The 25,631-nt window shown below is 37.5% G+C and carries 29 protein-coding genes; all 29 read left to right on the top strand.

Annotation, left to right across the window (positions count from 1 at the left end):
- Positions 1-18: 18 nt before the first annotated feature.
- The 29 genes from fliF (at position 19) to ACHZEU_RS08395 (ending at position 25,467) form a co-directional block, all read left to right on the top strand.
- Positions 19-1,614 (top strand): flagellar basal-body MS-ring/collar protein FliF, encoded by a 1,596-nt coding sequence (gene fliF / locus ACHZEU_RS08535; protein ID WP_279494188.1) that lies wholly within the window; start codon positions 19-21, stop codon positions 1,612-1,614.
- Between the two features lie 15 nt (positions 1,615-1,629).
- Complete coding sequence (fliG, locus tag ACHZEU_RS08530) at positions 1,630-2,643, top strand: flagellar motor switch protein FliG (RefSeq protein ID WP_008180783.1); 1,014 nt, start codon at positions 1,630-1,632, stop codon at positions 2,641-2,643.
- Positions 2,636-3,424 (top strand): flagellar assembly protein FliH, encoded by a 789-nt coding sequence (fliH, locus tag ACHZEU_RS08525; protein WP_066037815.1) that lies wholly within the window; start codon positions 2,636-2,638, stop codon positions 3,422-3,424. The genes fliG and fliH overlap by 8 nt, the downstream gene beginning before the upstream one ends.
- Positions 3,425-3,429: 5 nt before the next feature.
- Positions 3,430-4,755: a flagellar protein export ATPase FliI gene (gene fliI, locus ACHZEU_RS08520; RefSeq protein WP_066037836.1), complete on the top strand. Its 1,326-nt coding sequence runs from the start codon at positions 3,430-3,432 to the stop codon at positions 4,753-4,755.
- Positions 4,756-5,205 (top strand): flagellar export protein FliJ, encoded by a 450-nt coding sequence (fliJ, locus tag ACHZEU_RS08515; protein ID WP_048391613.1) that lies wholly within the window; start codon positions 4,756-4,758, stop codon positions 5,203-5,205.
- 4 nt (positions 5,206-5,209) lie between these two features.
- The gene (locus ACHZEU_RS08510; protein WP_009371153.1) at positions 5,210-5,818 is read left to right on the top strand and encodes a MotE family protein; all 609 of its coding nucleotides are present in this window, start codon (positions 5,210-5,212) and stop codon (positions 5,816-5,818) included.
- 25 nt (positions 5,819-5,843) lie between these two features.
- Positions 5,844-7,115 (top strand): flagellar hook-length control protein FliK, encoded by a 1,272-nt coding sequence (locus ACHZEU_RS08505; protein WP_279494192.1) that lies wholly within the window; start codon positions 5,844-5,846, stop codon positions 7,113-7,115.
- Positions 7,116-7,117: 2 nt separating this feature from the next.
- Positions 7,118-7,810: a flagellar hook assembly protein FlgD gene (flgD, locus tag ACHZEU_RS08500; RefSeq protein ID WP_257961813.1), complete on the top strand. Its 693-nt coding sequence runs from the start codon at positions 7,118-7,120 to the stop codon at positions 7,808-7,810.
- A 15-nt stretch (positions 7,811-7,825) separates the two neighbouring features.
- Complete coding sequence (locus ACHZEU_RS08495) at positions 7,826-8,194, top strand: TIGR02530 family flagellar biosynthesis protein (RefSeq protein ID WP_279494193.1); 369 nt, start codon at positions 7,826-7,828, stop codon at positions 8,192-8,194.
- An 86-nt stretch (positions 8,195-8,280) separates the two neighbouring features.
- Positions 8,281-9,249, top strand: a complete 969-nt coding sequence (gene flgG / locus ACHZEU_RS08490) for a flagellar basal body rod protein FlgG (protein ID WP_279494194.1) — start codon at positions 8,281-8,283, stop codon at positions 9,247-9,249.
- 93 nt (positions 9,250-9,342) lie between these two features.
- Positions 9,343-9,564 (top strand): flagellar FlbD family protein, encoded by a 222-nt coding sequence (locus ACHZEU_RS08485; RefSeq protein ID WP_048391601.1) that lies wholly within the window; start codon positions 9,343-9,345, stop codon positions 9,562-9,564.
- The gene (gene fliL / locus ACHZEU_RS08480; RefSeq protein ID WP_004269291.1) at positions 9,554-9,982 is read left to right on the top strand and encodes a flagellar basal body-associated protein FliL; all 429 of its coding nucleotides are present in this window, start codon (positions 9,554-9,556) and stop codon (positions 9,980-9,982) included. Before ACHZEU_RS08485 ends, fliL begins: the two co-directional genes overlap by 11 nt.
- A gap of 31 nt (positions 9,983-10,013) precedes the next feature.
- Positions 10,014-11,009: a flagellar motor switch protein FliM gene (gene fliM / locus ACHZEU_RS08475; RefSeq protein WP_004269290.1), complete on the top strand. Its 996-nt coding sequence runs from the start codon at positions 10,014-10,016 to the stop codon at positions 11,007-11,009.
- Positions 11,002-12,225 carry a flagellar motor switch phosphatase FliY gene (gene fliY / locus ACHZEU_RS08470; RefSeq protein WP_048391599.1) on the top strand — a complete coding sequence of 408 codons (1,224 nt, stop codon included), beginning with the start codon at positions 11,002-11,004 and terminating at the stop codon, positions 12,223-12,225. The genes fliM and fliY overlap by 8 nt, the downstream gene beginning before the upstream one ends.
- Positions 12,226-12,246: 21 nt before the next feature.
- Positions 12,247-12,609, top strand: a complete 363-nt coding sequence (locus ACHZEU_RS08465; protein ID WP_004269288.1) for a response regulator — start codon at positions 12,247-12,249, stop codon at positions 12,607-12,609.
- 10 nt (positions 12,610-12,619) lie between these two features.
- The gene (locus tag ACHZEU_RS08460) at positions 12,620-13,297 is read left to right on the top strand and encodes a flagellar biosynthetic protein FliO (RefSeq protein ID WP_004269287.1); all 678 of its coding nucleotides are present in this window, start codon (positions 12,620-12,622) and stop codon (positions 13,295-13,297) included.
- Positions 13,294-13,959: a flagellar type III secretion system pore protein FliP gene (gene fliP, locus ACHZEU_RS08455; RefSeq protein WP_048391597.1), complete on the top strand. Its 666-nt coding sequence runs from the start codon at positions 13,294-13,296 to the stop codon at positions 13,957-13,959. The genes ACHZEU_RS08460 and fliP overlap by 4 nt, the downstream gene beginning before the upstream one ends.
- Positions 13,960-13,972: 13 nt before the next feature.
- Positions 13,973-14,242, top strand: a complete 270-nt coding sequence (gene fliQ, locus ACHZEU_RS08450; RefSeq protein WP_004269285.1) for a flagellar biosynthesis protein FliQ — start codon at positions 13,973-13,975, stop codon at positions 14,240-14,242.
- 4 nt (positions 14,243-14,246) lie between these two features.
- The gene (fliR, locus tag ACHZEU_RS08445; protein ID WP_048391595.1) at positions 14,247-15,020 is read left to right on the top strand and encodes a flagellar biosynthetic protein FliR; all 774 of its coding nucleotides are present in this window, start codon (positions 14,247-14,249) and stop codon (positions 15,018-15,020) included.
- A 1-nt stretch (position 15,021) separates the two neighbouring features.
- A complete protein-coding gene (gene flhB, locus ACHZEU_RS08440; RefSeq protein WP_048391594.1) occupies positions 15,022-16,110 on the top strand; it encodes a flagellar biosynthesis protein FlhB in 1,089 nt (362 codons plus the stop codon).
- Between the two features lie 23 nt (positions 16,111-16,133).
- Complete coding sequence (gene flhA, locus ACHZEU_RS08435) at positions 16,134-18,167, top strand: flagellar biosynthesis protein FlhA (protein WP_036080453.1); 2,034 nt, start codon at positions 16,134-16,136, stop codon at positions 18,165-18,167.
- Positions 18,164-19,360: a flagellar biosynthesis protein FlhF gene (flhF, locus tag ACHZEU_RS08430; RefSeq protein ID WP_048391590.1), complete on the top strand. Its 1,197-nt coding sequence runs from the start codon at positions 18,164-18,166 to the stop codon at positions 19,358-19,360. Before flhA ends, flhF begins: the two co-directional genes overlap by 4 nt.
- Positions 19,357-20,232 (top strand): MinD/ParA family protein, encoded by an 876-nt coding sequence (locus tag ACHZEU_RS08425; protein WP_066037807.1) that lies wholly within the window; start codon positions 19,357-19,359, stop codon positions 20,230-20,232. The genes flhF and ACHZEU_RS08425 overlap by 4 nt, the downstream gene beginning before the upstream one ends.
- Positions 20,233-21,387 (top strand): chemotaxis response regulator protein-glutamate methylesterase, encoded by a 1,155-nt coding sequence (locus ACHZEU_RS08420; protein ID WP_103117586.1) that lies wholly within the window; start codon positions 20,233-20,235, stop codon positions 21,385-21,387.
- 117 nt (positions 21,388-21,504) lie between these two features.
- Positions 21,505-23,475: a chemotaxis protein CheW gene (locus ACHZEU_RS08415; protein ID WP_404804347.1), complete on the top strand. Its 1,971-nt coding sequence runs from the start codon at positions 21,505-21,507 to the stop codon at positions 23,473-23,475.
- Between the two features lie 27 nt (positions 23,476-23,502).
- The gene (locus tag ACHZEU_RS08410; RefSeq protein WP_004269272.1) at positions 23,503-23,949 is read left to right on the top strand and encodes a chemotaxis protein CheW; all 447 of its coding nucleotides are present in this window, start codon (positions 23,503-23,505) and stop codon (positions 23,947-23,949) included.
- Positions 23,950-23,958: 9 nt separating this feature from the next.
- The gene (locus ACHZEU_RS08405; protein ID WP_004269270.1) at positions 23,959-24,591 is read left to right on the top strand and encodes a chemotaxis protein CheC; all 633 of its coding nucleotides are present in this window, start codon (positions 23,959-23,961) and stop codon (positions 24,589-24,591) included.
- A gap of 1 nt (position 24,592) precedes the next feature.
- Positions 24,593-25,096 carry a chemotaxis protein CheD gene (locus tag ACHZEU_RS08400; protein WP_004269269.1) on the top strand — a complete coding sequence of 168 codons (504 nt, stop codon included), beginning with the start codon at positions 24,593-24,595 and terminating at the stop codon, positions 25,094-25,096.
- Positions 25,096-25,467, top strand: a complete 372-nt coding sequence (locus ACHZEU_RS08395) for a hypothetical protein (RefSeq protein ID WP_054550522.1) — start codon at positions 25,096-25,098, stop codon at positions 25,465-25,467. Before ACHZEU_RS08400 ends, ACHZEU_RS08395 begins: the two co-directional genes overlap by 1 nt.
- Positions 25,468-25,631: the final 164 nt, after the last annotated feature.

Genomic DNA, 25,631 nt, shown 5'->3' with positions numbered 1-25,631 from the left:
ATAACCGGAGGATTCATAATGAATGAACGATTGACAAAAATAAAAAACGACACCAGTCAATTTTGGACAAGTCGAAGTAAAAAGCAAAAAATAGTTATGATTGGCTCCGTGGTAGTTGTAATCGCACTAGCAGCAATTGTGACATTTTTTGCTTCCAAAACTACATATGTTCCACTTTATAAAGATTTATCAACACGGGAAATTGGACAGGTAAAGGAAGCGCTAGATTCCCAAGGTGTGACCTATCAAATTGCTCCAGGTGGAACATCTATTTTAGTGCCAGAAGAGCAAGTTGACTCCTTATTAGTGCAATTAGCTTCAGAGGGATATCCACAAACAGGATCAATCGATTACTCATTTGCTAATAGTTCAGGATTTGGTATGACTGATAATGAATTTAACCTATTAAAAAAAGCAGCTACTGAAACTGAAATTGCTAAACTTTTCAAAAATCTGGAAGGTGTAAAAGATGCAAAAGTGATGATTACTGTTCCTGAGGAAGGTGTATTCGTAACGGATGTTCAAGGAGAGGCAACAGCATCTATCGTTTTAAATACTGATCCTGGCTATAAATTTACGGAACAGCAAATAACTACAATGTACAATTTAGTGTCAAAAAGTATTCCGAATTTAAAAACTGAAAATATCGTGATCTCTAACCAATTTTCAGAGTACTTTGATCTGAATGCAGCAACAGCTGATGGTACTTCCACAACAACAGCTGAAGGCCAATTACAAATGAAGAAATTGGTAGAACGAGATCTACAACGTCAAGTACAAAATATGCTTGGAACGTTGATGGGACAAGATAAAGTAATGGTTTCTGTCACAACGGATATTGATTTCAAGAAAGAAAATCGAGAAGAAAATCTTGTGACACCTGTTGATGAAGAAAATATGGAAGGTATTGCCATAAGTGCTCAGCGAATTACAGAGCAATATTCTGGTACAGGAGCAGCTGCCGCTGCTGGAACACCTGAAGCTGAAACAACTACTGATAACTTCACAACTTATAATGAAGGTACAGCAGGAAATGGTGATTACGAACGTACGGAAGAAACGATTAATAATGATGTGAACCGTATACGTAAGGATATTCAAGAAGCTCCTTATAAAATTCAGGATATTGGGATACAAGTAATTGTTGAACCACCGACAGCAACTGACGCAGCGTCATTACCAGACGGTGTTCGAGAAGATATTGAGAAAATTTTAAGTACAATTGTACGTACAACAATTTCCAAAGACGTAGCAGCAGAACTTACTCAAGAGCAGATCGATGAAAAAGTGGCGGTATCTGTACAACCATTATACGGTAAGGCAACAGAGGTAGCTGATGAAAAACCAATCATTCCATGGTGGGTTTGGGTTATCGGAGGTATTTTGTTAGCTGTTATCTTATTACTAGCATTCTTCATTATCCGTTCACGTAAACGTGCGAAGGAAGAGGAAGAGTTAAGTATCCTAGAAGAACAAGAAGAATTAATGGTTGAAGATATTAATGAAGAAATTGAAACGGAAGCTACAATGCGTCGTAAGCAGCTAGAAAAAATGGCCAAAGAAAAGCCAGACGATTTTGCAAAGTTACTGCGTAGTTGGATTGCTGAAGACTAACTAGGAGGTTCGGCTGTGTCCAAGAAAGATAAAGAATTAACCGGAAAACAAAAGGCCGCTCTCTTGTTAATTTCATTAGGGCCTGAAGTTTCAGCTTCTGTCTATAAGCACTTAACAGAGGAAGAAATTGAACGTTTAACATTAGAAATTTCAAGTGTTAAAAAAGTAGAATCAAATGTAAAAGAAGAGATTATTGAAGAATTTCACAATATTGCACTCGCGCAGGACTATATCACACAAGGTGGTATTGGCTATGCAAAAACAGTATTAGAAAAAGCACTTGGCGTAGAACAAGCACAAACAATCATTAATCGACTAACATCTTCATTACAAGTACGCCCGTTTGATTTTGCTAGAAGAGCTGATCCAGCGCAAATTTTTAACTTTATCCAAAATGAACATCCTCAAACAATTGCCCTAATCCTCTCTTATTTAGAGGCAGGGCAAGCGGGGGTTATTTTATCTTCTTTACCACAGGAAGTACAAGCTGACATTGCTAAACGTATAGCGGTCATGGAATCGACTTCACCAGAAGTGATTAGCGAAATTGAATCTGTGTTAGAACGTAAATTATCATCAACCGTTACGCAGGATTATACAGAAACTGGTGGTATTGATGCAGTTGTTGAAGTTTTAAATGGAGTAGATCGACAAACAGAAAAAACAATACTCGATGCACTGGAAATACAAGACCCAGAACTTGCAGAGGAAATCAAAAAACGTATGTTTGTGTTCGAGGATATTGTTACACTCGACAATCGTTCCATTCAGCGTGTTATTCGTGATTGTGAAAACGAAGACTTACTGCTTTCAATGAAGGTATCAAGTGAAGAGGTAAAAGATATTATATTCCGCAATATGTCACAACGTATGGCTGAAACATTTAAAGAAGAAATGGAAATTATGGGACCTGTACGTTTACGTGACGTAGAGGAGGCACAATCTCGAATTGTTGCTGTTATTCGTCGTCTAGAGGATGCTGGAGAGATTATTATTGCTCGTGGTGGAGGAGATGACGTCATTGTCTAGAATCATCCGTTCTATTTACACTAAGTCTGATAGCGATAATGTCAAAGAAATACAAATCCGTGATATGTTTGAAGCGATGGAAGAATACCAAGAAGAAGGACCTCCTCAGCATCAATTAACGTTGGATGAAGTCGTGGCAGAGCGAGATCGTTTACTTACTGAAGCTAGAACTGCTTTGCAAGCTGAACGAGAGATGTTTGAACAGGAAAAGCATAGGCACTTTCAAGAAATTGAACATTTAAAGCTAAATTGGGAGGAAGAGAGACCCAATCGTGTTCAAGAAGCTTATGATGAGGGATTTGGACAAGGCTATGAAGATGGTATGAATAAGGCCACTGAAGCAATGGCTCAGTCACTTCAAACAGCGAACGAAATAATGATGTTAGCGAAAGAAAATGCTCAAAAATATATTGAAGATCAAGAAGCGGTAATTTTAGAGTTAGGTTTAACTGCTGCAGAAAGAATTATTGGTACTTCGTTAGAACAGGATAACGAACTATTTGTATCGATTGTGCGTAGAGGGCTAAAAGAAGCAAGAGAAATGAAGGAAATTAAAATTTATGTTTCGCCAGCTTATTATGCTTTAATTACGACCAACCGAGATGAATTAGCAGAAATGTTCCCAATAGACGTACCATTAATGATTTTTGTTAATGAAGATTTGGATAATGAGACAGATTGCTATATTGAAACAAATCATGGAAGAATTATGGTTAGCATCGATGAGCAATTAAATGCTCTCAGATTAAAGTTACATGAAATATTAGAGAGTAAGGAATGATCTTGATGAAAGCGGCTCAATTAATTGAACAAATTCCGCATATCCCAACTTTTAAAAAGTTCGGTAGGGTTACTAGAGTTGTTGGCTTAATGATTGAGTCGCAAGGTCCAGATAGTTCTATAGGTGATGTCTGTAAAATTCATGTGGAAACTGTAAATCATGGTCACCAGATTATTTTAGCAGAGGTCGTTGGTTTTAAAGATGAAATAGTCGTCTTGATGCCTTTTACCTCCTTACGTGAAATATCTATTGGCTGCCTTGTTGAAGGAACGGGAGCTCCACTGGAAGTAAAAGTGGGTCCTGAGTTAATCGGCAAAGTATTGGATTCTATGGGGAATCCAATTGATGGCACTCTATTACCTAAAGGTCTCATGACAGTCCCTACAGAACAAGATCCACCAAACCCACTAACTCGTCCACCAATTAATGAAAGGCTTGAAGTGGGAGTCAAGGCTATTGACGGTATGCTAACAGTTGGAAATGGACAACGTGTTGGTATTTTCGCTGGTTCTGGGGTAGGTAAAAGTACTTTACTTGGTATGATCGCAAGAAATACACAAGCAGATTTGAATGTTATTGCGCTAATAGGTGAGCGTGGTCGTGAGGTTCGGGAATTCATCGAACGTGATTTGGGTGCTGAGGGCTTAAGTCGATCGATTGTTGTTGCAGCCACATCTGATCAACCAGCATTAATGCGGATTAAAGGGGCATTTACAGCTACAGCAATCGCCGAATATTTTAGAAATCGAGGCTTAAATGTCATGCTGATGATGGATTCCGTGACACGTGTGGCTATGGCACAACGTGAAATTGGACTTGCCACAGGAGAACCACCAGCACAAAAAGGTTATACGCCTTCTGTTTTTGCGATATTGCCTAAATTACTAGAACGTACAGGCACCAATGAAAAGGGTTCTATAACAGCATTCTATACTGTTTTAGTAGATGGTGACGATATGAATGAACCAATTGCGGATACTGTGCGAGGGATATTAGATGGTCATATTGTATTGGATCGAAATCTTGCCAACAAGGGGCAATATCCAGCCATAAACGTCTTGAAAAGTGTGAGTCGTTTGATGAATCATGTTGCAGAGCCAACTCATAAGAAAGCTGCTGAACGATTAAGAGAACTCTATTATACTTACGACAAATCAGAGGATTTGATCAATATTGGTGCTTATAAAAGAGGAACCTCTAAAGAAATTGATGAAGCAATTCATTATGAACCGCTCATTACTGCTTATCTTAAACAGGGTTACTTAGATAAAGTGACACTAGAAGAAAGTGTCAATGAGTTAATAACATTATCGAACGGTGGTGCGAAATAGATGGTCAGTTATGTGTATCGTTTTGAAAAAGTGTTAACTATTCGCGAACAAGAAAAAAACGAAACCGAAATGGCTTATAAGGAATCTGTCCGTTCTTTTGAAGAAATAGCAACAAAATTATATGACTTGCTAAAAAAGAAAGAAGATTTAATTGCATTTCAGCAGGAGCGTTTAATGGTTGGTTCATCCATAGATGAAATTCATCATTATAGTCGTTTCATTGATAGTCTCGAAAAAACAATTGCAGATGTACAACAGAAAGTGATACAAGCTCGTGCAAAGATGAATTGGCACGAAGAAAAACTATTAGAAAAAAACTTGGAAGTACGTAAATTTGAAAAAATGAGAGAAAAGGATTTTAAGCATTTCCAACAAGAGCAAGATCGTATAGAAAGCCTTTTTTTAGATGAAATTTCATTACAAACGTATAACAAGAAAGAAATCAGGTGATTTCATGGCAAAGAAAGACAATCGATTAGCAACAGAGTTAGTAGAAGAGCAACCAAAGAAAAAATCTGGGGGCTTTCTTAAGTTTTTTACTTGGATTGTACTGCCGATTATGTTTGTAGTAGCGGTTTTGCTTGTTGTGGCAACATTAATGAATACAAATGTCTTTGATTTAGGAAAAAAGGCAATTGGTAGTTTACCTTTTATTCCCTCAGAAGAGCAACAAGCAAAGGATGCTGTCGTTAATAACGACTCTAAAATAGTGAGTTTACAGGCAGAGGTACAAGAAAAAGAAGCAGAGATTACCCAGCTTCAAAAAAAATTAGATTCAACAATAACTGAAAAAGAGAAGCTGCTGACAGAAAAGGAACAGCTTCAATTTGAAATTGAAAAACTAAATCGTGAACAAGATGATGTGAAGCGTGACTTTAACGATATTTTATCAACATTTGATAAGATGTCGCCGAAAGCTGCGGCACCTGTGTTAATCAATATGAGTGATACAGAAGCACTGCGGATTTTAACGAATTTAAAGCCAGATAAATTAGCAGCTATTTTAGAAAAAATGGATGCAAAAGATGCAGCAAAATATACGGAGCTTATGGCTAAACAGTAGGATAATTGAAAGGAGGTGAAAAATAGTGGATGTAGCAATGATGCAAATGATTAATAAAACAGTACCTACTAAAACTGCAGCAACAAAATCAACAACAGTTGGAAACGCTGAAGGAAAAATAGGCAGCACACCGAATAAAGAAAATTTATCAAATTTTGGTTCTGTTTTTGGGCAAGTATTAACTTCTTCAACTCAAACAACCCAGTCATCACAGACGACTTCAACAAATGAACTCGGGGATTTACAAGCGTTATTAAATGCTGAATCAATGGAGGAAGTACTAGATTTACTGGGGATTTCTCACGATGATGGTTTATTATTGCTTCAATTTGGAGAAGACGGTAAGGCAGTGGCACTGGATGAAATGCTTCATTTAGAAAATATATTAAATGCATTAGGGATTGATGAAGAGCAGCTTCAAAAAATCGTCCAACAGCTACTAGGAGAAGAAAAGGAAGCAAGGGATGTTTGGGAGCTCTTAACTTTAGTAGATGCCCAAGCGCCGGTACTACAGGCGAATATAAGCACTGCTTTACAAGGCGAAGGTCAAGTGACACCAAAAGAGGCATCACAACTTCTTCAAGTGTTGAAATTAGCGCAATTGGTAGGACAAAAGACAGACTTAACAGCACCTCAAGAAGACCTGTTAACAACGGTGAGAAGCCTATTAACGACTTTACAAACGCAGGTAGAAACTTTGCAGGTAACAACAACTAAAACAACTGTTACATTGCCATTACAAGGCTTCCAGCAAGTTGTTCAGCAAGTCCAAATGACGAAACAAAGTGAAACAAATACAAATGACATGGTTACACCACAAACTGTACAAACGAAACCAGACACATTCCATGTAACGTTACCAACGGCTAAGCCTGCTCAATCCGAAGCTTTACTAAAAGAAATGCAAGCCATTATCAATCGAGCGCAGATTTCGAATGCTCAAGGCATTACACGCTTAACCATAAAATTGTATCCAGAAAATCTAGGGACAGTTCGTATTGAACTTGTACAAAATGATGGAGTTCTTACAGCCCGTATACTGGCTTCTACAGCCCATGGACGTGAATTGCTTGATAACCAAGCACACCAGCTAAAACAGGCTTTTGCTCAGCAAAATATACAAGTAGATCGTCTTGATATTGCACAATCTCTGCAAGATGCCGATCGTCAACAACGTGATCAAAGCTTCTTCAATAATTTCTTTAAACAACAGCAGGACGAAGAACAGGATCAAAAAAGTGATGATGAAGATGAAGGAATGTCCTTTAGTGACTATTTAATAAGTGAGGAGGTGTAACAATGGCAGATACTACTACGAAGGTGACAAATCCGGCTATAACTGATGATTTTTATTACTCAAATTATCAGAAGCCAGTGAAGCAAACAGGCAATAGTGAGCTTGGTAAGGATGCCTTTCTACAATTGTTAATTACACAATTACAGCATCAGGACCCAACAAATCCAATGGATGATCGAGAATTTATTTCTCAAATGGCGCAGTTCTCTTCTTTAGAGCAAATGCAAAATATGACAAAGGCAATGGAATCTTTACTAGCATCTCAGCAACAAACACAGATGATGAGTTATACAACTTTTATTGGCAAAGAAGTCAAATGGCATGAGATTACAGAGGAGAAAGATGAAAAAGGTAATCCTGTGGTTAATGAAGGAACAGGCGTCATTGAATCCCTTAAATTTGTAGATGGAAATGTTGTGTTCAAATTAGCTGATGGGAAAGAGATTGCTCCTGGTAATATATCTGGTATTTTAGGTGGAGCTAGCGATTCTAGTTCCAATGGCAATAATAATGTACCTGAATCTCCATTAGTGAAAGCTAGCCAATTGATTGGTAAAAATGTAACGTATAAAGACGGTGACCAAGAACTAAAAGGACGAATCGTCTCTGTTTCCAATAAAGATGGGGTCATTAATTATGTATTAGATAATGATAAAAGACTAACAGATAAAGATTTTACAGTGATTAGCGAATAAAGGTGGAGAAAAGTGATGGATAAATTTTCAATTCATCGTGTACCCTTGCATCCATCTATTCGCTCAACACAGCCTAAGCCAATTAATACACAACAATCGTTTAAGGCTCATTTACAGGAAGCTTCTAAACAAGAGCTAAAGGTGAGTAAGCATGCGAATGAACGTATTATTGAGCGTAAAATTAATATCACTGAACATGAATGGCAGGTTGTATCGGATAAGGTATTTGAAGCACACTCAAAAGGTGTCAAACAACCATTAGTCTTGATGGATCAAGCAGCTTTAATTGTCAGTGCTAAAAATGCTACTGTCATTACAGCAATGGATCGCACGGAAGCAAAACAGCAGTTATTTACAAATATTGATGGCACGATTGTGCTTTAAAGGCTGGACCTTCTTACGTAAGGAAGCCTTGGTGATGCTGAGTGATAGAAGCTCACCTATATAAAACGAAGGGAGAACGAAAACATATGTTACGTTCTATGTATTCAGGTATTTCAGGTCTTAAAAACTTCCAAACAAAGCTAGATGTGATTGGTAATAATATTGCCAACGTGAACACTTATGGCTTTAAAAAAGGGCGAGTAATTTTCAAAGATTTAATGTCGCAAACATCAGCGGGTGCTTCAGCTCCTTCAGGTACTATAGGAGGTATTAACCCAAAACAAGTTGGGTTAGGGGCAGAACTTGCATCTATCGATACTATTCATAATCCAGGATCACGACAATATACTGGACGCGGATTAGATTTAGCTATAGAGGGAGAAGGTTTCTTCATAGTAGGTGATTTAGTGTCAGGAACTGGTGAAGGAACTGGTGAAACGCCATTTACAAATACTCTCTATACACGTGCAGGGAATTTTTATATGGATGAACAAGGTTTTCTAGTTAATGCAGATGGTAAATATCTAATGGGGTCTGCGGCTGCTAACTCTGAAAATTTAGATTCAATGTCTACTGACTTCGATGCACCAGCGGAGTTGGATGAAGTAACAAGTGAGGATTTAAATGTTGATGGCACTTGGGGTTTACCAACAGCGGCCACAGAAAACAGTGGAGAATGGGGACGTATCCGTATTCCAACTGATGCAAAATCGATGAGTATTGCACCAGACGGTCAAGTTACTTTTGTTGATGCAAATGGAGACTTGAAATGGGGTGGTCAATTGGTAATGGCTAAATTCTCCAACGCAGGTGGTCTTGAGAAAGTTGGCGGTAATTACTATACAGTTTCAGCAAACTCTGGAGAACCCTATTTACAAGCAGGTGGTCAAGCAGGTTTAGGCAAACCGATAGCAGGTTCACTTGAAATGTCGAACGTAGACCTTTCAGAGGAATTTACTGAGATGATTGTGGCACAACGTGGTTTCCAAGCAAATACGCGTATCATCACAACATCTGATGAAATATTACAAGAACTAGTAAACTTAAAACGATAATAAAATAGTCCTTTCAAAACGGACGTTTTAACAAACATATTTTCATATGAGGGAGGGTCGGGCCGGCTCTCATGCTAGACCCGGCCCTAATTCATGATTGAACTAACACGTCTAAATGGCAAAGCATTTACATTAAATGCTTTATACATAGAAACAGTCGAATCATTTCCAGATACGACTATTACATTAACAACTGGAACAAAATTAATTGTTTTAGAGAGTGAAGATGAGGTGCGACAAAAGGTTACTGCCTTTTATAACAATATACAAATACTATCCAACCCGCATCTACGAGGTGAAGAAGATGAAGAATAATAAAATGCTAACAATGATTATTATTTTACTAGTAGCAGTCATTCTGATTGGGGTTATTTTGTTTGTATTGCTTACGCAATTTAATAAGCCCACAGGAGCTGTTGAGCCGTCCATTGATGAGATTGTAGAGGCAACAGTGGAGATACCAGAGATCACGACAAATCTTGCAGATAAAAGAGTTGTTCGCTTGTCATTGAAAATTCAAACGACAAGCAAAGATGCTGCTGCAGAATTAACAAAGCGCGTTTTCCAAGTGCAAAACATCGCCATTCAAGAGCTTTCTGAAATGGAGCAAAAGGACTTAGAAGGTAAGCAAGGGAAACAAATTTTCCAAAAATCATTAAAAACAAGATTAAATGAGTTGATGCAAGAGGGAGAAGTCCAGGAAGTATATTTTACCTCCTTCATTACTCAATAAAACAGAAACTGCTTGAATTGGAGGTGGGCAAATGGCAGGAGATGTGTTATCTCAATCCGAGATAGATGCGCTGCTTTCCGCTATATCGACAGGGGAAATGTCAGCGGATGACATAAAAAAAGAGGACGAGGGACGTAAGGTTAAAGTTTATGATTTTAAACGAGCACTTCGATTCTCAAAAGATCAAATCCGAAGTTTGACCCGAATACATGAAAATTTCGCACGACTATTGACAACCTTTTTCTCTGCACAGCTTAGAAGCTATGTACAAATTACGGTTGCATCAGTAGACCAAATACCATTTGAAGAGTTTGTTCGTTCCATTCCAAATATGACACTCATTAATGTATTTGAAGTGCCACCATTAGATGGTAATATATTAATGGAAATTAATCCGAATATTGCCTATTCGATGTTAGATCGCCTAATGGGCGGTAGTGGGGCAAGTCATAGTAATGTAGATAACCTAACGGAAATAGAAACAAAAATTATGACAAACCTTTTTGAACGCTCATTCGACAATTTACGCGAAGCATGGGAAAATGTTGCGGAAATTGATCCTATATTAGTGGAACTTGAAGTAAATCCACAATTTTTACAAATGATTTCACCTAATGAAACGGTTGTCGTAATTTCATTAAATACGATAATTGGTGAGACAAGCGGTATGATTAATATTTGTATTCCGCATGTTGTATTGGAGCCAATTGTTCCAAATCTTTCGGTTCGCTATTGGATGCAAACCAATACGAAAGAGATGTCACCAGAGCAAACAAAAATGCTTGAAACACGTGTGAAACAAGCCCAATTACCACTCTCAGTTGAATTAGGATTAACGGACATCACTATTGAAGATTTCCTAACAATGCAAGTTGGGGATGTCATACAGTTAGATCAAAAAATTGAAGCGCCATTACTACTAAAAGTAGGTACATTGCCGAAGTTCACTGTTCAACCAGGTAAAAAGGGCAAAAAATTAGCAATCCAGATTATCGACCCTTTGAAAGGAGGAGACGAAGATGAGTGATGAAATGCTCTCCCAAGAAGAAATTGAAGCGCTATTAAGGGGCGAGACGTTGGGAGATAAAAACAACGACACTGATGCTTCAACAAATGAAGAAATAAATGAGATACGAGTGGAGGATTACCTTGATTCGTTTGCACAAGATGCATTAGGAGAGGTAGGCAATATATCCTTTGGTAGCTCTGCCACAGCTCTTTCAGCGTTATTGGGTCAAAAAGTAGATATTACAACTCCAAGTATTTCGATGATTAATCGTAATAAATTAGAAGAGGAATTTCCTCATCCATATGTAGCTGTACAAGTTGAATATACAATTGGTTTGACAGGTATGAATTTACTTGTTATTAAACAATCTGATGCAGCAATTATCGCAGATTTAATGTTAGGTGGCGATGGATTAAATCCGAAGCCAGACTTAGGTGAAATTCAGCTAAGTGCTGTTCAAGAGGCTATGAATCAAATGATGGGCTCAGCTGCTACATCTATGTCGACGGTCTTCAACAAAAAAGTAGATATTTCTCCACCGACAATTGATTTAATGAACATCTCGCAAGATGAAGGTCGAGAAAATATCCCAGAAGACGATTTGCTGGTGAAAGTTTCATTTAGATTAAGAATTGGGAATTTAATTGATTCGAATTTAATGCAATTATTACCGCTTAAATTTAGTCAAAATATTGTAAAATCATTATTAGGTGAAACAGGAGTGTTTGAGGAACCTGTGGCAGCAACTATTGCACCTGAGGCTCCACCAGTTACACCACCGCCTGTTCAACAGCAAATACCTGTAGCACCACCATCTGAACAACCAGTTTATCAACAGCAGTCAGCACCGATGCAGCAACCGATTTATCAGGAGCCACAACAATTTGCACAACCAGCAAGACCAGCACAACCTGTAAATGTGCAACAAGCGCAGTTTGCTAGCTTCGATACAAATGTAATCTCTCAATCTGAAGCTAGAAATTTAAATATGCTACTTGATATTCCATTGCAAGTTACTGTAGAGTTAGGACGTACGAAACGTTCTGTTAAAGAGATTTTAGAACTATCAAGTGGGTCAATTATTGAACTGGATAAATTAGCGGGAGAACCGGTTGATATTTTAGTCAATAGTCGTTTAATTGCTAAAGGGGAAGTCGTTGTTATTGACGAAAACTTTGGTGTCCGTATTACAGATGTTTTAAGTCAAGCAGAGCGTTTAAATAATTTAAGATAGTTTCAATTGGAGGAGTTAACCATGTCTAAAAGAATTTTGATTGTAGACGACGCTGCATTTATGCGCATGATGATCAAGGATATTTTATCAAAAAATGGATTTGAAGTTGTTGGAGAGGCAGCAGATGGTTTACAAGCTGTCGAAAAGTACAATGAACTAAAACCAGATTTAGTAACAATGGATATCACAATGCCAGAGATGGACGGTATTGCAGCTCTTAAAGCAATTAAGGGAACAGATCCAAGTGCAACTGTAATCATGTGTTCAGCAATGGGGCAACAAGCAATGGTAATCGATGCGATTCAAGCTGGTGCGAAAGACTTTATCGTAAAACCTTTCCAAGCAGATCGTGTAATTGAAGCGATTCAAAAAGCGCTAGGATGATTGCATGAAAATGTTAAAATCATTTCGTTTAACGATGATTTTCGCATTTCTTGTATCCTTCCTGTTTTTGTACCCGACACCGACTTCTGTCTATGCAGACGCTGATACAAATAGTGTCACGGATTGCATTAAAGACCCAGAAGCTTGTAATGGAGATACGACTGATCCAGCTGCTAAACAAGAAACAACTGTAACAGCAGCTGGAGATATATCTGCATGGGAATACATAAAAATGGTTTTGGCGCTTATTTTTGTTGTAGCTTTATTTTATGGATTGATGAAGTTTTTAAATAAACGAAATTTAAACTTCCAACGTAATCAAATGGTACAAAATTTAGGCGGTTTATCGTTAGGTGCACAAAAGTCAGTTCAGCTTTTACAGGTAGGTAAAACATTGTATTTAGTTGGGGTCGGAGAAGACGTTCAACTTTTACGAGAAATTACAGATCCTGAAGAAGTTGAAGCTCTTTTAGCCCTATATAACGAAAGACAAGAATTTGCAGCAACATCACCGTATATTGCAGAAGTATTTTCTAAGTTTAAGAGAAAAGATAGCGCGAAGGTGCAAAATGAGCAGCAAAAGCAGGATTCATTTGGCAATCTATTCGAAAAAAAGCTATCAGAAATAAAACAGGAGCGTAGTGATGAGATAGAGAGATGGAAGCAGAAGGAGAAGGATGGTAAATGAATGATTTAATCAATATTTTTTCCAACAGCGATCCAACGAATGTCTCTACATCTGTAAAGCTCTTACTATTACTAACAGTTTTATCACTTGCACCAAGTATTTTAATTTTAATGACATCCTTTGCTCGTATAGTCATAGTCTTATCATTTGTGCGTACAGCATTGGCAACACAGCAAATGCCACCAAATCAGGTGATCATTGGGCTGGCACTATTTTTAACATTTTTTATCATGGCACCAACCTTTCAAGAGGTCAATAAAGAGGCATTACAACCATTGTTTGCTGAAGAAATTGGTATAGAAGAAGCCTATGACCGTGCTAGTGTGCCATTTAAAGAGTTTATGAGTAAGCATACTAGGCAAAAAGATCTTGATTTATTTTTAACATATAATCAAGCAGAAAAACCAGCATCAGTGGAGGAAATCCCACTGACTATGCTTGTACCTGCCTTTGCTTTAAGCGAAATTAAAACAGCATTTCAAATTGGTTTTATGATTTTTATTCCATTCCTAGTGATCGATATGATTGTTGCAAGTACATTAATGTCGATGGGGATGATGATGTTACCGCCAGTAATGATTTCATTGCCATTTAAAATATTATTATTTGTACTGGTTGATGGCTGGTATCTCGTTATGAAATCGTTACTACAAAGTTTTTAGGGGATGATACAGTATGACAGGTGAGTTGGTTATTTCCATTGCAGAGCGTGCTATAATGATTATCCTTCTAACAAGCGGTCCGCTACTATTAGTTGCTTTAATCTCGGGTTTAGCGGTAAGTATCTTTCAAGCCACAACTTCGATACAAGAGCAAACGTTAGCATTTGTACCAAAAATTATTGCTGTCTTAGTGGCCATCGTATTCTTTGGCCCTTGGATGCTATCTCAAGTTACAAGCTATGCGAGAGACATATTCGAGAATTTAACGCGTTATATAGGGTGAGTACATGAATGAATTAATTCCGCATTTAACGGTTTTCTTATTAGTACTTGTACGTGTCTCAGCCTTTTTTGCTACGGTTCCTTTTTTTTCCTATAGAACCATTCCACCTCAAGTCAAAATTACTCTCGCACTGGTTTTAGCTTGGATGATGTACTATACAATTGATGTTGAGCCATTTGCATTCAATGATGATTACATATTATTAGTGGTGAAAGAAGCACTAGTTGGACTATTACTCGGTCTAATGGGCTATATCATCATGTCCGCAATTCAAATTGCAGGAAGCTTTATCGATTTTCAAATGGGTTTTGCCATTGCTAATATAATTGACCCGCAAACAGGTGCTCAAAGTCCATTAATCGGTCAGTTTTTTAATATGCTAGCACTGCTTTTATTGTTAGCGATTGATGGCCATCATATGATTCTTAATGGAATCTACTACAGCTATCAATTTTTCCCGATGGATCAGTTCCCTAGTTTTATGAACGAAAACTTTCCTCAATTTATTATCACCACTTTCACAGCAGTTTTTGCCATAGCATTCCAGATGGCTGCTCCTGTTGTAGCGACCTTATTCTTGGTCGATTTAGCTTTAGGGATCACTGCAAAAACAGTACCGCAATTAAACATATTTGTTGTCGGTTTTCCTATTAAAATTGGTGTTAGTTTTTTAGTGTTATTTACAATGATGGCCGTTATGATTCAAGTTATTCAAAAGCTTATTACGATTATGATTTATGGGATGCGTGATTTAATGGCCATTTTAGGTGGTGGATAATATGAGACTACTACTGAATTTAGAGCTACAATTTTTTGCGGGTGAAAAAACAGAAAAGGCAACCCCTAAGAAACGACAGGATGCTCGGAAAAAAGGGCAAGTTGTCAAGAGTCAAGATATTTCTAGTGCCATTGTAATGTTAATGGTATTTATCTTTTTGTTTTTCTTTGCAGGCTCTTTGCGTGACGAGCTATTAGCTTTTTTCAGGCAAACCTTTATTCATAACATACGCATCGAATCACTGACTATTGATAGTGTGATGCACCTATTTACAGAAACTTTGATTCAAATGGCTTTTATCATTGTGCCCATTATGGCAATTGCATTTGTCGGAGCACTTGCAGGTAACTTTTTGCAATTTGGTTTTCTTTTTACGTTAGAGCCAATGAAGTTTGATTTGAAAAAGATGGACCCTATTAAAGGGTTAAAAAAGATATTTTCTGTCAAAGCCATTGTGGAGTTAATAAAGTCTGTTTTAAAGATTGGTTTTATCGGAAGTGTTACAACAATTATTATTTGGTCAAACTTACCAGAAGTTTTGGCGTTATCGTTTAAAAGTCCATGGATGACTCTCATTACGGTCGGGAAGCTTGTTGGTATTATGGGTATAGCAGCTTCTTTAGTATTACTTTGTGTATCCGTTTTAGACTGGATGTATCAAAAACATGAGTATGAAAAAAATCTTAAAATGTCTAAGCAAGATATTAAAGATGAATATAAAAATAGTGAGGGTGACCCCCTAATCAAATCAAAAATCAAACAACGCCAACGTGAGATGGCGATGAGACGTATGATGTCAGAGGTTCCTAGTGCGGATGTAGTTATTACCAATCCTACTCACTATGCAATTGCCCTCAAATATAATGAGGACAGTATGGATGCTCCTCGTGTTATTGCAAAGGGGACAGACTTTATTGCTCAAAAAATTAAACTGATCGCCAAAGAACATGATGTAATAATGGTTGAAAATCGACCTTTAGCACGAGCTATGTATGACCAGGTAGAAATAGGCGATCAGGTACCAGAAGAATTTTTCAAAGCAGTAGCAGAGATACTCGCTTATGTTTACCGTATTAAGCGAAAAATTTAAGGCTTTTTGTAGGAGGGACACAAATGAAAGTTCGCGATATTGGGGTTTTAGGTGCGGTTATTTTAATCGTTGCGATGCTCATCATCCCTCTTCCTCCGTGGATGTTAAGTTTTTTAATTGTCATTAATATTACATTAGGATTAATTGTACTGCTCACAGCAATGAGTATGAAAGAAGCATTGGATTTTTCCATTTTTCCTTCGGTAATTTTACTATTAACTTTGTTCCGATTAGGACTAAGTGTTTCCACTACTCGTGCCATCTTAGCAAATGGAGATGCAGGTTCGGTCGTTGAAACTTTTGGTGATTTCGTAGTTGGAGGAAATATACTTGTTGGTTTAGTCGTCTTCTTAATTTTAGTGTTAATTCAGTTTATTGTAATTACAAAAGGTGCAGAACGAGTAGCAGAAGTAGCGGCACGTTTCACACTTGATGCGATGCCAGGTAAACAAATGAGTATTGATGCTGACTTAAATGCGGGGATTATTTCCGAAAAAGAAGCGCGCGAGCGACGTGAAAAAGTTGCAGGGGAAGCGGACTTTTACGGTGCAATGGATGGTGCCACGAAATTTGTAAAAGGGGATGCCATCGCTTCAATGGTAATGGTTATTATCAATCTATTATTTGGTATCATCATTGGCGTTGTACAAATGGGGCTTCCATTTGCAGAAGCAGCAACACATTTTTCGAAACTAACAGTTGGGGACGGTATTGTATCCCAAATTCCTGCCTTGCTTATTTCGACTGCTACAGGGATTGTCGTAACACGAGCCTCTTCTAAAGGTAGTCTTGGTCAAGACATTACAGGCCAATTATTTGCTCAAGCTAAGCTGCTTTATGTAGCAGGAGGTACCATTGTATTACTAGGGCTATTTACGCCAATACCAAACTGGGTAACGCTGCCAATAGGTCTTTCATTAATTGCGGGAGCTTATATGATGGAACGTAAGAAGCCAGAGGATGAAGAAGAATTACAGGAGATTGAAGAAGAAGTGGCTACTGACGGCATGAAGAGCCCTGAGAATGTTGTGAATTTATTAAATGTGGACCCAATTGAATTCGAATTTGGTTATGGATTAATTCCCTTAGTAGATGCCGCTCAAGGTGGAGATTTATTAGACCGTGTGATCATGATTCGTCGACAGCTTGCTTTGGAGTTAGGTATCGTGATCCCAGTAGTCCGTATTCGAGACAATATTCAGCTTCAACCAAATGAATATCGAATTAAAATAAAGGGGAACGAAATGGCACGAGGCGAACTTTTACTAGATCATTATTTAGCGATGAGCCCTGGAGACGATGATTCTATTGAGGGTATTGATACTGTCGAGCCATCTTTTGGATTACCAGCTAAATGGATTACAGAGCAAGTAAAAGAGGATGCAGAAATGTATGGTTACACAGTTGTGGACCCACCAAGTGTGGTGTCAACACATTTAACTGAAATAATTCGAGCAAATGCTCATGAGTTATTAGGCCGTCAAGAGACAAAGCAGTTAATCGATCACTTACGCGAATCCCATCCAATTTTAGTAGAAGAATTAACACCTGCACCTTTATCTACTGGAGAAATTCAAAAGGTACTGGGTAAGCTTCTTCGGGAGAATGTATCAGTGCGTAACTTACCTATTATTTTTGAGACACTTGCAGACTATGCAAAATTAACGAGTGATACAGATATCTTAGCTGAATATGTGCGTCAAGCATTAGCTCGTCAAATTACAGCGCAATATGTTGGGGATAGTTCAGTATTAAAGGTGATTACGGTTTCAGGTAAAGTAGAAAAAATGATTGCTGATAGTATCCAACAAACGGATCACGGTAATTATTTAGCTATGGACCCACAAGACTCTCAAACAGTATTAGAAACTATTGCAGCGGAAGTAGAGCGTGTTTCGTTTATGGAGCAATCAGCTATTATATTATGCTCGCCAGCCGTTCGGATGTATTTACGACAACTAACGGAGCGTTATTTCCCACAAATTCCGGTTCTATCTTATAATGAATTGGATGCTTCGGTTGAAATTCAAAGTGTTGGGGTGGTGAATGTTCAATGAAAATGAAAAAGTATTATGCATCATCCATACCAGAGGCGATGAAGCAAGTGCGAGCAGAATTAGGTGAGGACGCAGTCATTTTAAATTCAAAAGTCGTCATCACAAAGAAATTTTTTGGCATGATAAAAAAGAAAAGTTTTGAAGTGGTTGCGGGTATTGATGCAATGGAGCCCCAGCAAGTGGCTTCAGTTCCAACACCAGCTGTACTGCCTGTAGTAAAAAAAGAGAATGCAAGGTTACAAGAGATTACAAATGCTATTCAAGCAAAAATGCATCAGGAACCACCCCTTGATGTAGCAGCAGTACATGAGGACGCTAGCATGTCAGAAGAATTGAGAAAAGAAATTGCTGATTTAAAATCATTAATGCAATCGATGCATAAAAAGACTACCCAAGCTCAATATCCCGATGAACTCTTACCCTTCATTGAATACTTAAGACAGCAAGAGCTAAGTGAAGAGCTCATCACAACGATAGGTGATGAGCTTTTTATGCATTTTAGAGAAGCATCCGAAATAAATTTTTCACAATGTAAATTGATAGCAAAAAATTTATTACGTAAGAAGCTAGAAGTACTTCCAGTCGGAGGATTATCCTACGAAAGAAAATATATAAACATTTTAGGGCCAACAGGGGTTGGTAAGACTACAACTATTGCTAAAATGGCTGCTAGAGCTGTGTTAGAAAAAAAGAAAAAGATTGGCTTTATTACGACAGATACTTATCGGATTGCGGCAATAGAGCAGCTTAAAACATATGCTGGTCTTTTACAAGCTCCTGTAGAAATTGCTTACAATGCAACAGATTTTGAACAAGCAATCCAGAGATTATCACATTTAGATTTGGTTTTTATTGATACAGCTGGTCGAAATTATAAAGAAGTCAAGTATGTTGATGATCTCCAACGCCTTATAAAATTCGATGATCATGCAGAATCTTATTTAGTGCTTGCAATGACAACGAAAGAAAGGGATATGGAGAATATTGTAGATCAATTTAAGCAATTACCAATTCAAAAATTTATTTTTACAAAAATTGATGAAACAAATTCTATTGGCACAATGATCAATTTAATGATTAAATATAATAAAGGACTTGCTTACTATACGAATGGTCAAGAAGTACCAGAAGATATTGAAGAAGCTGATTTAGAAGCAGTACTTAATTTGTTTTTTCAAGGTGAAGAAAAATGAGAGACCAAGCTGAAGCATTACGCTTAAAAATGATGAAACAGCAAGGCGAACTAGGTAGAGCGATTGCAGTTGTAAGTGGCAAAGGTGGAGTAGGTAAAAGTAACTTCACAATGAACTTTGCCATGACTTTAGCCCAAAAGGGAAAAAGAGTTGTCATTGTAGACATGGATATTGGGATGGGGAATATCCATATCTTAATTGGGAAAAATGCTTCTTATAGTTTAAAAGATTACTTAGAAGGAAATAAGCTACTAGATGAGGTAATATTTGAAGGGCCTTACGATTTAAGGTATATTTCAGGTGGGTCAGGTATGACGAGTGTGCTTGATTGGTCTCATAGTATGTTTGAACGACTTATTCAAGCATTTGAAGAACTTCAAAAAAACTATGATTATATTTTATTTGATATGGGCGCTGGTGCTACTAATTGGTCGTTAGATTTACTCACATCTATTGATGAAATTATCGTCATTTCAACAGCGGAACCTACTTCTATTACAGATGCGTACTCCATGATGAAATATATTCATGTTCGAGATCCAGATAAGCAGTTTTATATTCTCTGTAACCGCGCTTTCAGTAAAGAAGAAGGAATAGAAACGAATGAACGTTTACAGTTAACAATGAAACGTTTTTTAGACAAAGAAACGATCATTCTTGGTTCATTACCTGAAGACCCTGTTGTGCGTAAGGCAGTGCGCGAGCAAGTGCCATTCTCACTTGCTTATCCAGACGCATTAATATCAAAGACATTGCAACTTATAGTCGTTCGTTTTATGGAGCAACGTGCGGGGGAAATACATGCACATGATCAAACAACGAAAAAATTTTTAACGAAACTTAGAAGTATTTTCTCGAAAGGGCGTGATTAATTGGACTTTTTGCATAAAAGCAAGCTTTTAGTTGTGGATGATTCTGCTTTTATGAGAAAGCTAATTAGTGACTTTTTTGTTGGCAACTCGAAGGTGGAAGTAGTTGGAACAGCTCGAAATGGAAAAGATGCGATCAAAAAGATACAATCGTTGAAGCCAAACGTTGTGACAATGGATATTGAGATGCCTGAAATGAATGGGCTCGATGCTTTAAAAGAAATTATGATACAATGTCCAGTTCCTGTAGTAATGCTCTCAAGTACCACTCAACGTGGGACAGAAAATGCAATTGCTGCAATTGAGGGCGGGGCAGTAGATTTTGTTGCCAAGCCGAGTGGGACCATCTCCCTTGATTTACATAAAATTCAAAATGAACTTGTGCACAAAGTGGAACAAGCTGCAACGGTGCCAATTTCCAAATTGAAAAAACCTTCTGGTAGTAAACGACAACAAGAACAAGTGACAAGGGTGAGTACCGTAATAAAGGAACCACAACAGCATGGACGAACAAATACGTCTATTAATGTTGTTTCTACTAAGGTAGCCGTAACTAAACCAATGGTAGAATGGAGTAAAATAGGAAAGAAGATTGTGTTAATTGGCACATCAACAGGAGGACCTCGCGCACTTCAGGAGGTTGTTACTAAAATTCCTAAGTCTATTCAAGCTCCCATATTAATTGTACAGCATATGCCTGCTGGATTTACTAAATCGCTTGCTAACCGACTTGATCAGCTAAGTGAAATTTCTGTTAAAGAAGCTGAACAGGGCGATATTTTGCAAAATGGAGTAGCTTATATTGCACCAGGTGGATATCATTTAAAACTTAGAAAAGTAGGGACAACTTTTGGCATTGTTCTTGATAATCAAGAAGCACCAAGATCTGGCCACCGACCTTCTGTAGATGTAATGTTCGAAGATGTTAGTCAATATAAAGATTTTGATAAAGTAGCAGTGATTATGACAGGTATGGGTCATGATGGCTCTAATGGTCTAAAAGCATTAAAAAATACTGGCAATGTCATTGCTATTGCAGAATCAGCAGAAACTTGCATTGTATATGGTATGCCAAAAGCAGCAGTAGAAACGCAACTTGTTGATGAAGTTGCAGATGTAGATGATATTGCACAAACAATAATGAAATATTTGCCTTAAAAGGGGTGTCCTCTTATGGAAGTCAATCAATATTGATAGATGTTTATTCTAGATATTTTCTCCCGTCTACAGGCTTAAACTGAACATTTATTAGAATTAGAAAAAAATCCAGATGATTTGGCAATTGTTGGGGAAATATTCCGCTCTGCACATACATTAAAAGGTATGTCTGCCACAATGGGCTTCGAAGATTTAGCAGATTTAACCCATAAAATGGAGAATGTTTTAGATGCCATCCGTAACGAGAAGATTCATGTTACACCTGAAATTTTAGATGTCGTATTTGAATCTGTTGATCATTTAGAAGAAATGGTAATGGATATTGCTAACGGTGGAGATGGTAAGCGTGATGTTTCCTCAACTGTCGCACAACTAAAGCGTATAGAACTAGGTGAGGAAGTAATACCAGAGGTGGTAGCAACGGTTGCTGCACCGGTTGTTGAAAGTGTATTAGAATATGATTCGTTTGAACAAACAGTCATTACACAATCGGCTGAACAAGGCTTTAATGCTTTTGAAATTTCAGTAACATTACGTGAGGATTGCCTTCTTAAGGCAGCACGTGTATTTATGGTGTTTGAGATTTTAGAAAAAGATGGGGATGTCATTAAATCAAGTCCATCTGTTGAAAAGCTAGAAGATGAGCAGTTTGATCAACAATTTTATGTAGCTTTTGTCACAAAAACAACAGCTGAGGATATGCAGAAAAAGCTAATGAAAGTTTCTGAAGTTGATGAGGTTATTGTGACTACAATTGACCAAAGGAAATTTAGTGAAAAAGTATTTGAAGCGCACCAAGAAGTAGCAGCTACTGCAACAGCAGTGGCTGAGGTAGCCGCAATACCAACAAATACGCCTGCTGCTAAAGCCGAGCCTGTTGCAAAACCTGCTAAAGAAGCTACACCTTCCAAGGCTGACAAAAATCATGCACCTGTAGGTAATAAAACAATTCGTGTAAATATTGAACGTCTAGATATTTTAATGAACTTGTTTGAAGAGCTTGTCATTGATCGTGGTCGATTGCAATCTATCTCTACTGAAGTAAATCATGGCGAACTAAATGAAACAGTAGAGCGTATGAGTCGTGTGATGGGTGATTTGCAAACTATTATTTTAACAATGCGAATGGTACCTGTAGAAACAGTTTTCAATCGTTTCCCGAAAATGATTCGTCAGCTATCACGTGATTTAAATAAGAAAATCAACCTTGAAATTATTGGTGCTGAAACCGAACTAGATCGTACAGTAATTGATGAAATTGGAGATCCGCTTGTTCACTTGATTCGTAATTCTGTGGATCATGGCATTGAGAATCCAACTGCTCGTCGTGCAAAAGGCAAGCCTGAAGAAGGAACGGTCGTATTGCGTGCCTATCATAGCGGAAATTACGTCTTTATTGAAATTGAAGACGATGGCGCGGGCATAAATCGAGAAAAAGTATTAGCGAAAGCTATTTCAAAAGGTATTGTTACACAAGAACAATCCTATTCAATGTCTGATAAACAAATTAATGAGCTTATTCTAGCTTCAGGCTTCTCCACTGCAGATGTTATTTCAGATGTATCTGGTCGTGGAGTAGGTTTAGATGTTGTAAAAACAACCATTGAATCACTAGGTGGCAATATTTCAATTGAATCAACACAGGATGTTGGATCCATCTTCTCGATTCAATTACCACTGACATTATCAATTATTTCAGTTATGCTTGTGGAGATTGAAAAGGAAATTTATGCAATTCCACTATCTTCTATTATTGAAACATCTATTATCCGTTCATCAGAGATTATGAATGCGCATAATCAAAAAGTAATCGACTTCCGTGGCAAAGTTGTTCCGTTGGTATTCTTAGAGGAAATCTTTGAGGTACCTCGTCAAGAGCATCAAGATGAAGAATTCCACTCAGTAGTGATCGTCCGTAAAGGTGAAAAACTTGCTGGTTTAGTGGTGGATTCATTCATTGGCCAACAAGAAATTGTCTTGAAGTCTTTAGGAAATTACTTAACAAATATCTTTGCCATTTCAGGAGCAACAATCTTAGGCAATGGTAAAGTAGCCTTAATTGTAGATTGCAACGCACTAATTAAATAAGGTGAATGAATAAGAGAGGTGTAAAGTATGACAAATGCAGTGGAGCAAGAAAGTATTAAAGTAATAGTTTTTCAGTTAGCAGATAAAGAATATGCAATTCCAGTGTCCCATGTTCAAGGAATTGAGAAATTAATGCATATTACTCGTGTACCGAAAACAGCGAAATACGTAAAAGGTGTAATCAATCTACGAGGTGTTGTCACACCAATTGTGGATTTACGTGAACGTTTTGAATTACCTATTTCTGAACATGAAGAAACAACACGCATTATTATTATTTCATTAGAAGATATGGAAGTAGGCTTTGTAGTGGATTCCGCTAACGACGTTATCGATATTCCTGCAAGTGCTATTGAACCGCAACCAGAAGTCGTTGGCTCACTTGAAGAAGAATTTATTTCAGGCGTTGCTAAAGTAGAGAAGCGATTATTAATCTTATTACATTTAGAAAAAGTATTAAATCCACTAAAGTAGGGATCGATAATGACATTTAATCAAAAAATTACATCACTACATTTAGATGTATTAAAGGAGATTGGAAACATCGGTGCTGCGCATGCCGCGACAGCACTTTCCAATTTACTTGGGAAAAAAATTGATATGCGTGTTCCAAAGGTAGAGATGGTGTCCTTTAACGATATGATGGAGTTGGCTGGCGGATCAGAAAACGTAGTTGTTGGCATTTACCTTCGTATTGAAGGTGATGCAGAGGGAAGTATGTTCTTTATTTTACCTATCGAACAAGCAAACCGCTTTATACGTCGGCTTATTTTCGATGACTCTTTTGACTTTAAAAAACGACCTGTTTCAGAGTTAGGTTTATCAGCTATGCAAGAAATGGGTAATATTTTATCGGGCTCCTATTTATCTGCCTTATCGGATTTTACTAATTTAAAAATTTATCCAACTGTGCCAGGTCTAAGTGTTGATATGTTTGGAGCTATAATAAGCATTGGTTTAATAGAATTATCTCATGTCAGTGATAATGTTATTGTGATAAATACATCCATTTTTGAAGAAGGTGTGGAAGACCATGAAACGGTGAGGGGCCATTTCTTCCTACTACCAGATCCTGACTCGTTTGATGCCATTTTTAAAGCATTAGGGGTTTCGTGATATGTTAACCAATAGTAGTGGACAAGTGATTAAAGTGGGAATTGCACAAATGGATGTAGTAAAGCTACCTAACACGATTCGAACTTCTGGTCTTGGTTCATGTGTTGGTGTTATTTTGTATGATGAGTCAAAAAAAATTGCTGGTTTAATCCATGTGATGTTACCAGATTCAAGTTTAGGAAGAGCTGAGTCAATCAATGTCGCGAAATTTGCAGATTCAGGGATTGCTGCAATGATTGATTTACTAAAGTTAGAAGGCGTTCAAAAATTTAAACTCAAGGCAAAAATTGCAGGGGGTGCGCAGATGTTCCAATTTACTTCCGACAAAGATACAATGCGTATTGGTCCCCGCAATGTAGAAGCTGTCAAAAATGAATTAAAGAGGCAGGGCATCCCTTTAGTGGCCGAGGATACTGGTGGAAATAGTGGTAGAACGATTGAATTTAATCCTGCAACGTCGATATTACATATCCGAACAGTTAACCAGGGAGTGAGTGAAATCTAATGTTTGGTTCTATATTTTACAATCTATGGGGAGCATTAATTGCCTTTTCTATTTATTTTTTTAGTACATTTCAAAAACCATTTACGCCTCTGCGAATCCTGATTGGCTCTTTTATTGTAGCAATCATCGCATTTTTTGTAATGTTTATTGTACGTTTTTTAATTGCTTACATCTTGTTTACACCAGAGGAAGATGAGGAAGCAGTTGAAGTCGATATAGAAGAAAAGGAACTTGAATCAATAGAAGGCGTAAAACAAGAAGTGCCAATAGCTAATTCCACGGTTGAATTTCAAGATGAAAATTCCGAGGAAATTGCACAAGTAGTAAGAACGATGATGAATCGAGAAGAAGATCAACAAGTAAATGCGTAAAAGTAAGAGTCGTGACTAACGACTCTTTTTTATTTTGGCTTTGGAGTTTGTAGTATACGAAAAACTTAAGTGAAATTAATTATTTTTATATTATTCATATATATAGTCCTCATGTTAGCATATTTATACAAAGGAAATAGCTTTAAATCTAAAAACTCCAAAAT

The organism is Lysinibacillus sp. S1 (assembly GCF_044986265.1).
GTDB classification, from domain to species: Bacteria; Bacillota; Bacilli; order Bacillales_A; family Planococcaceae; genus Lysinibacillus; species Lysinibacillus capsici.
This window is presented reverse-complemented; position numbering and strand designations above follow the sequence as displayed.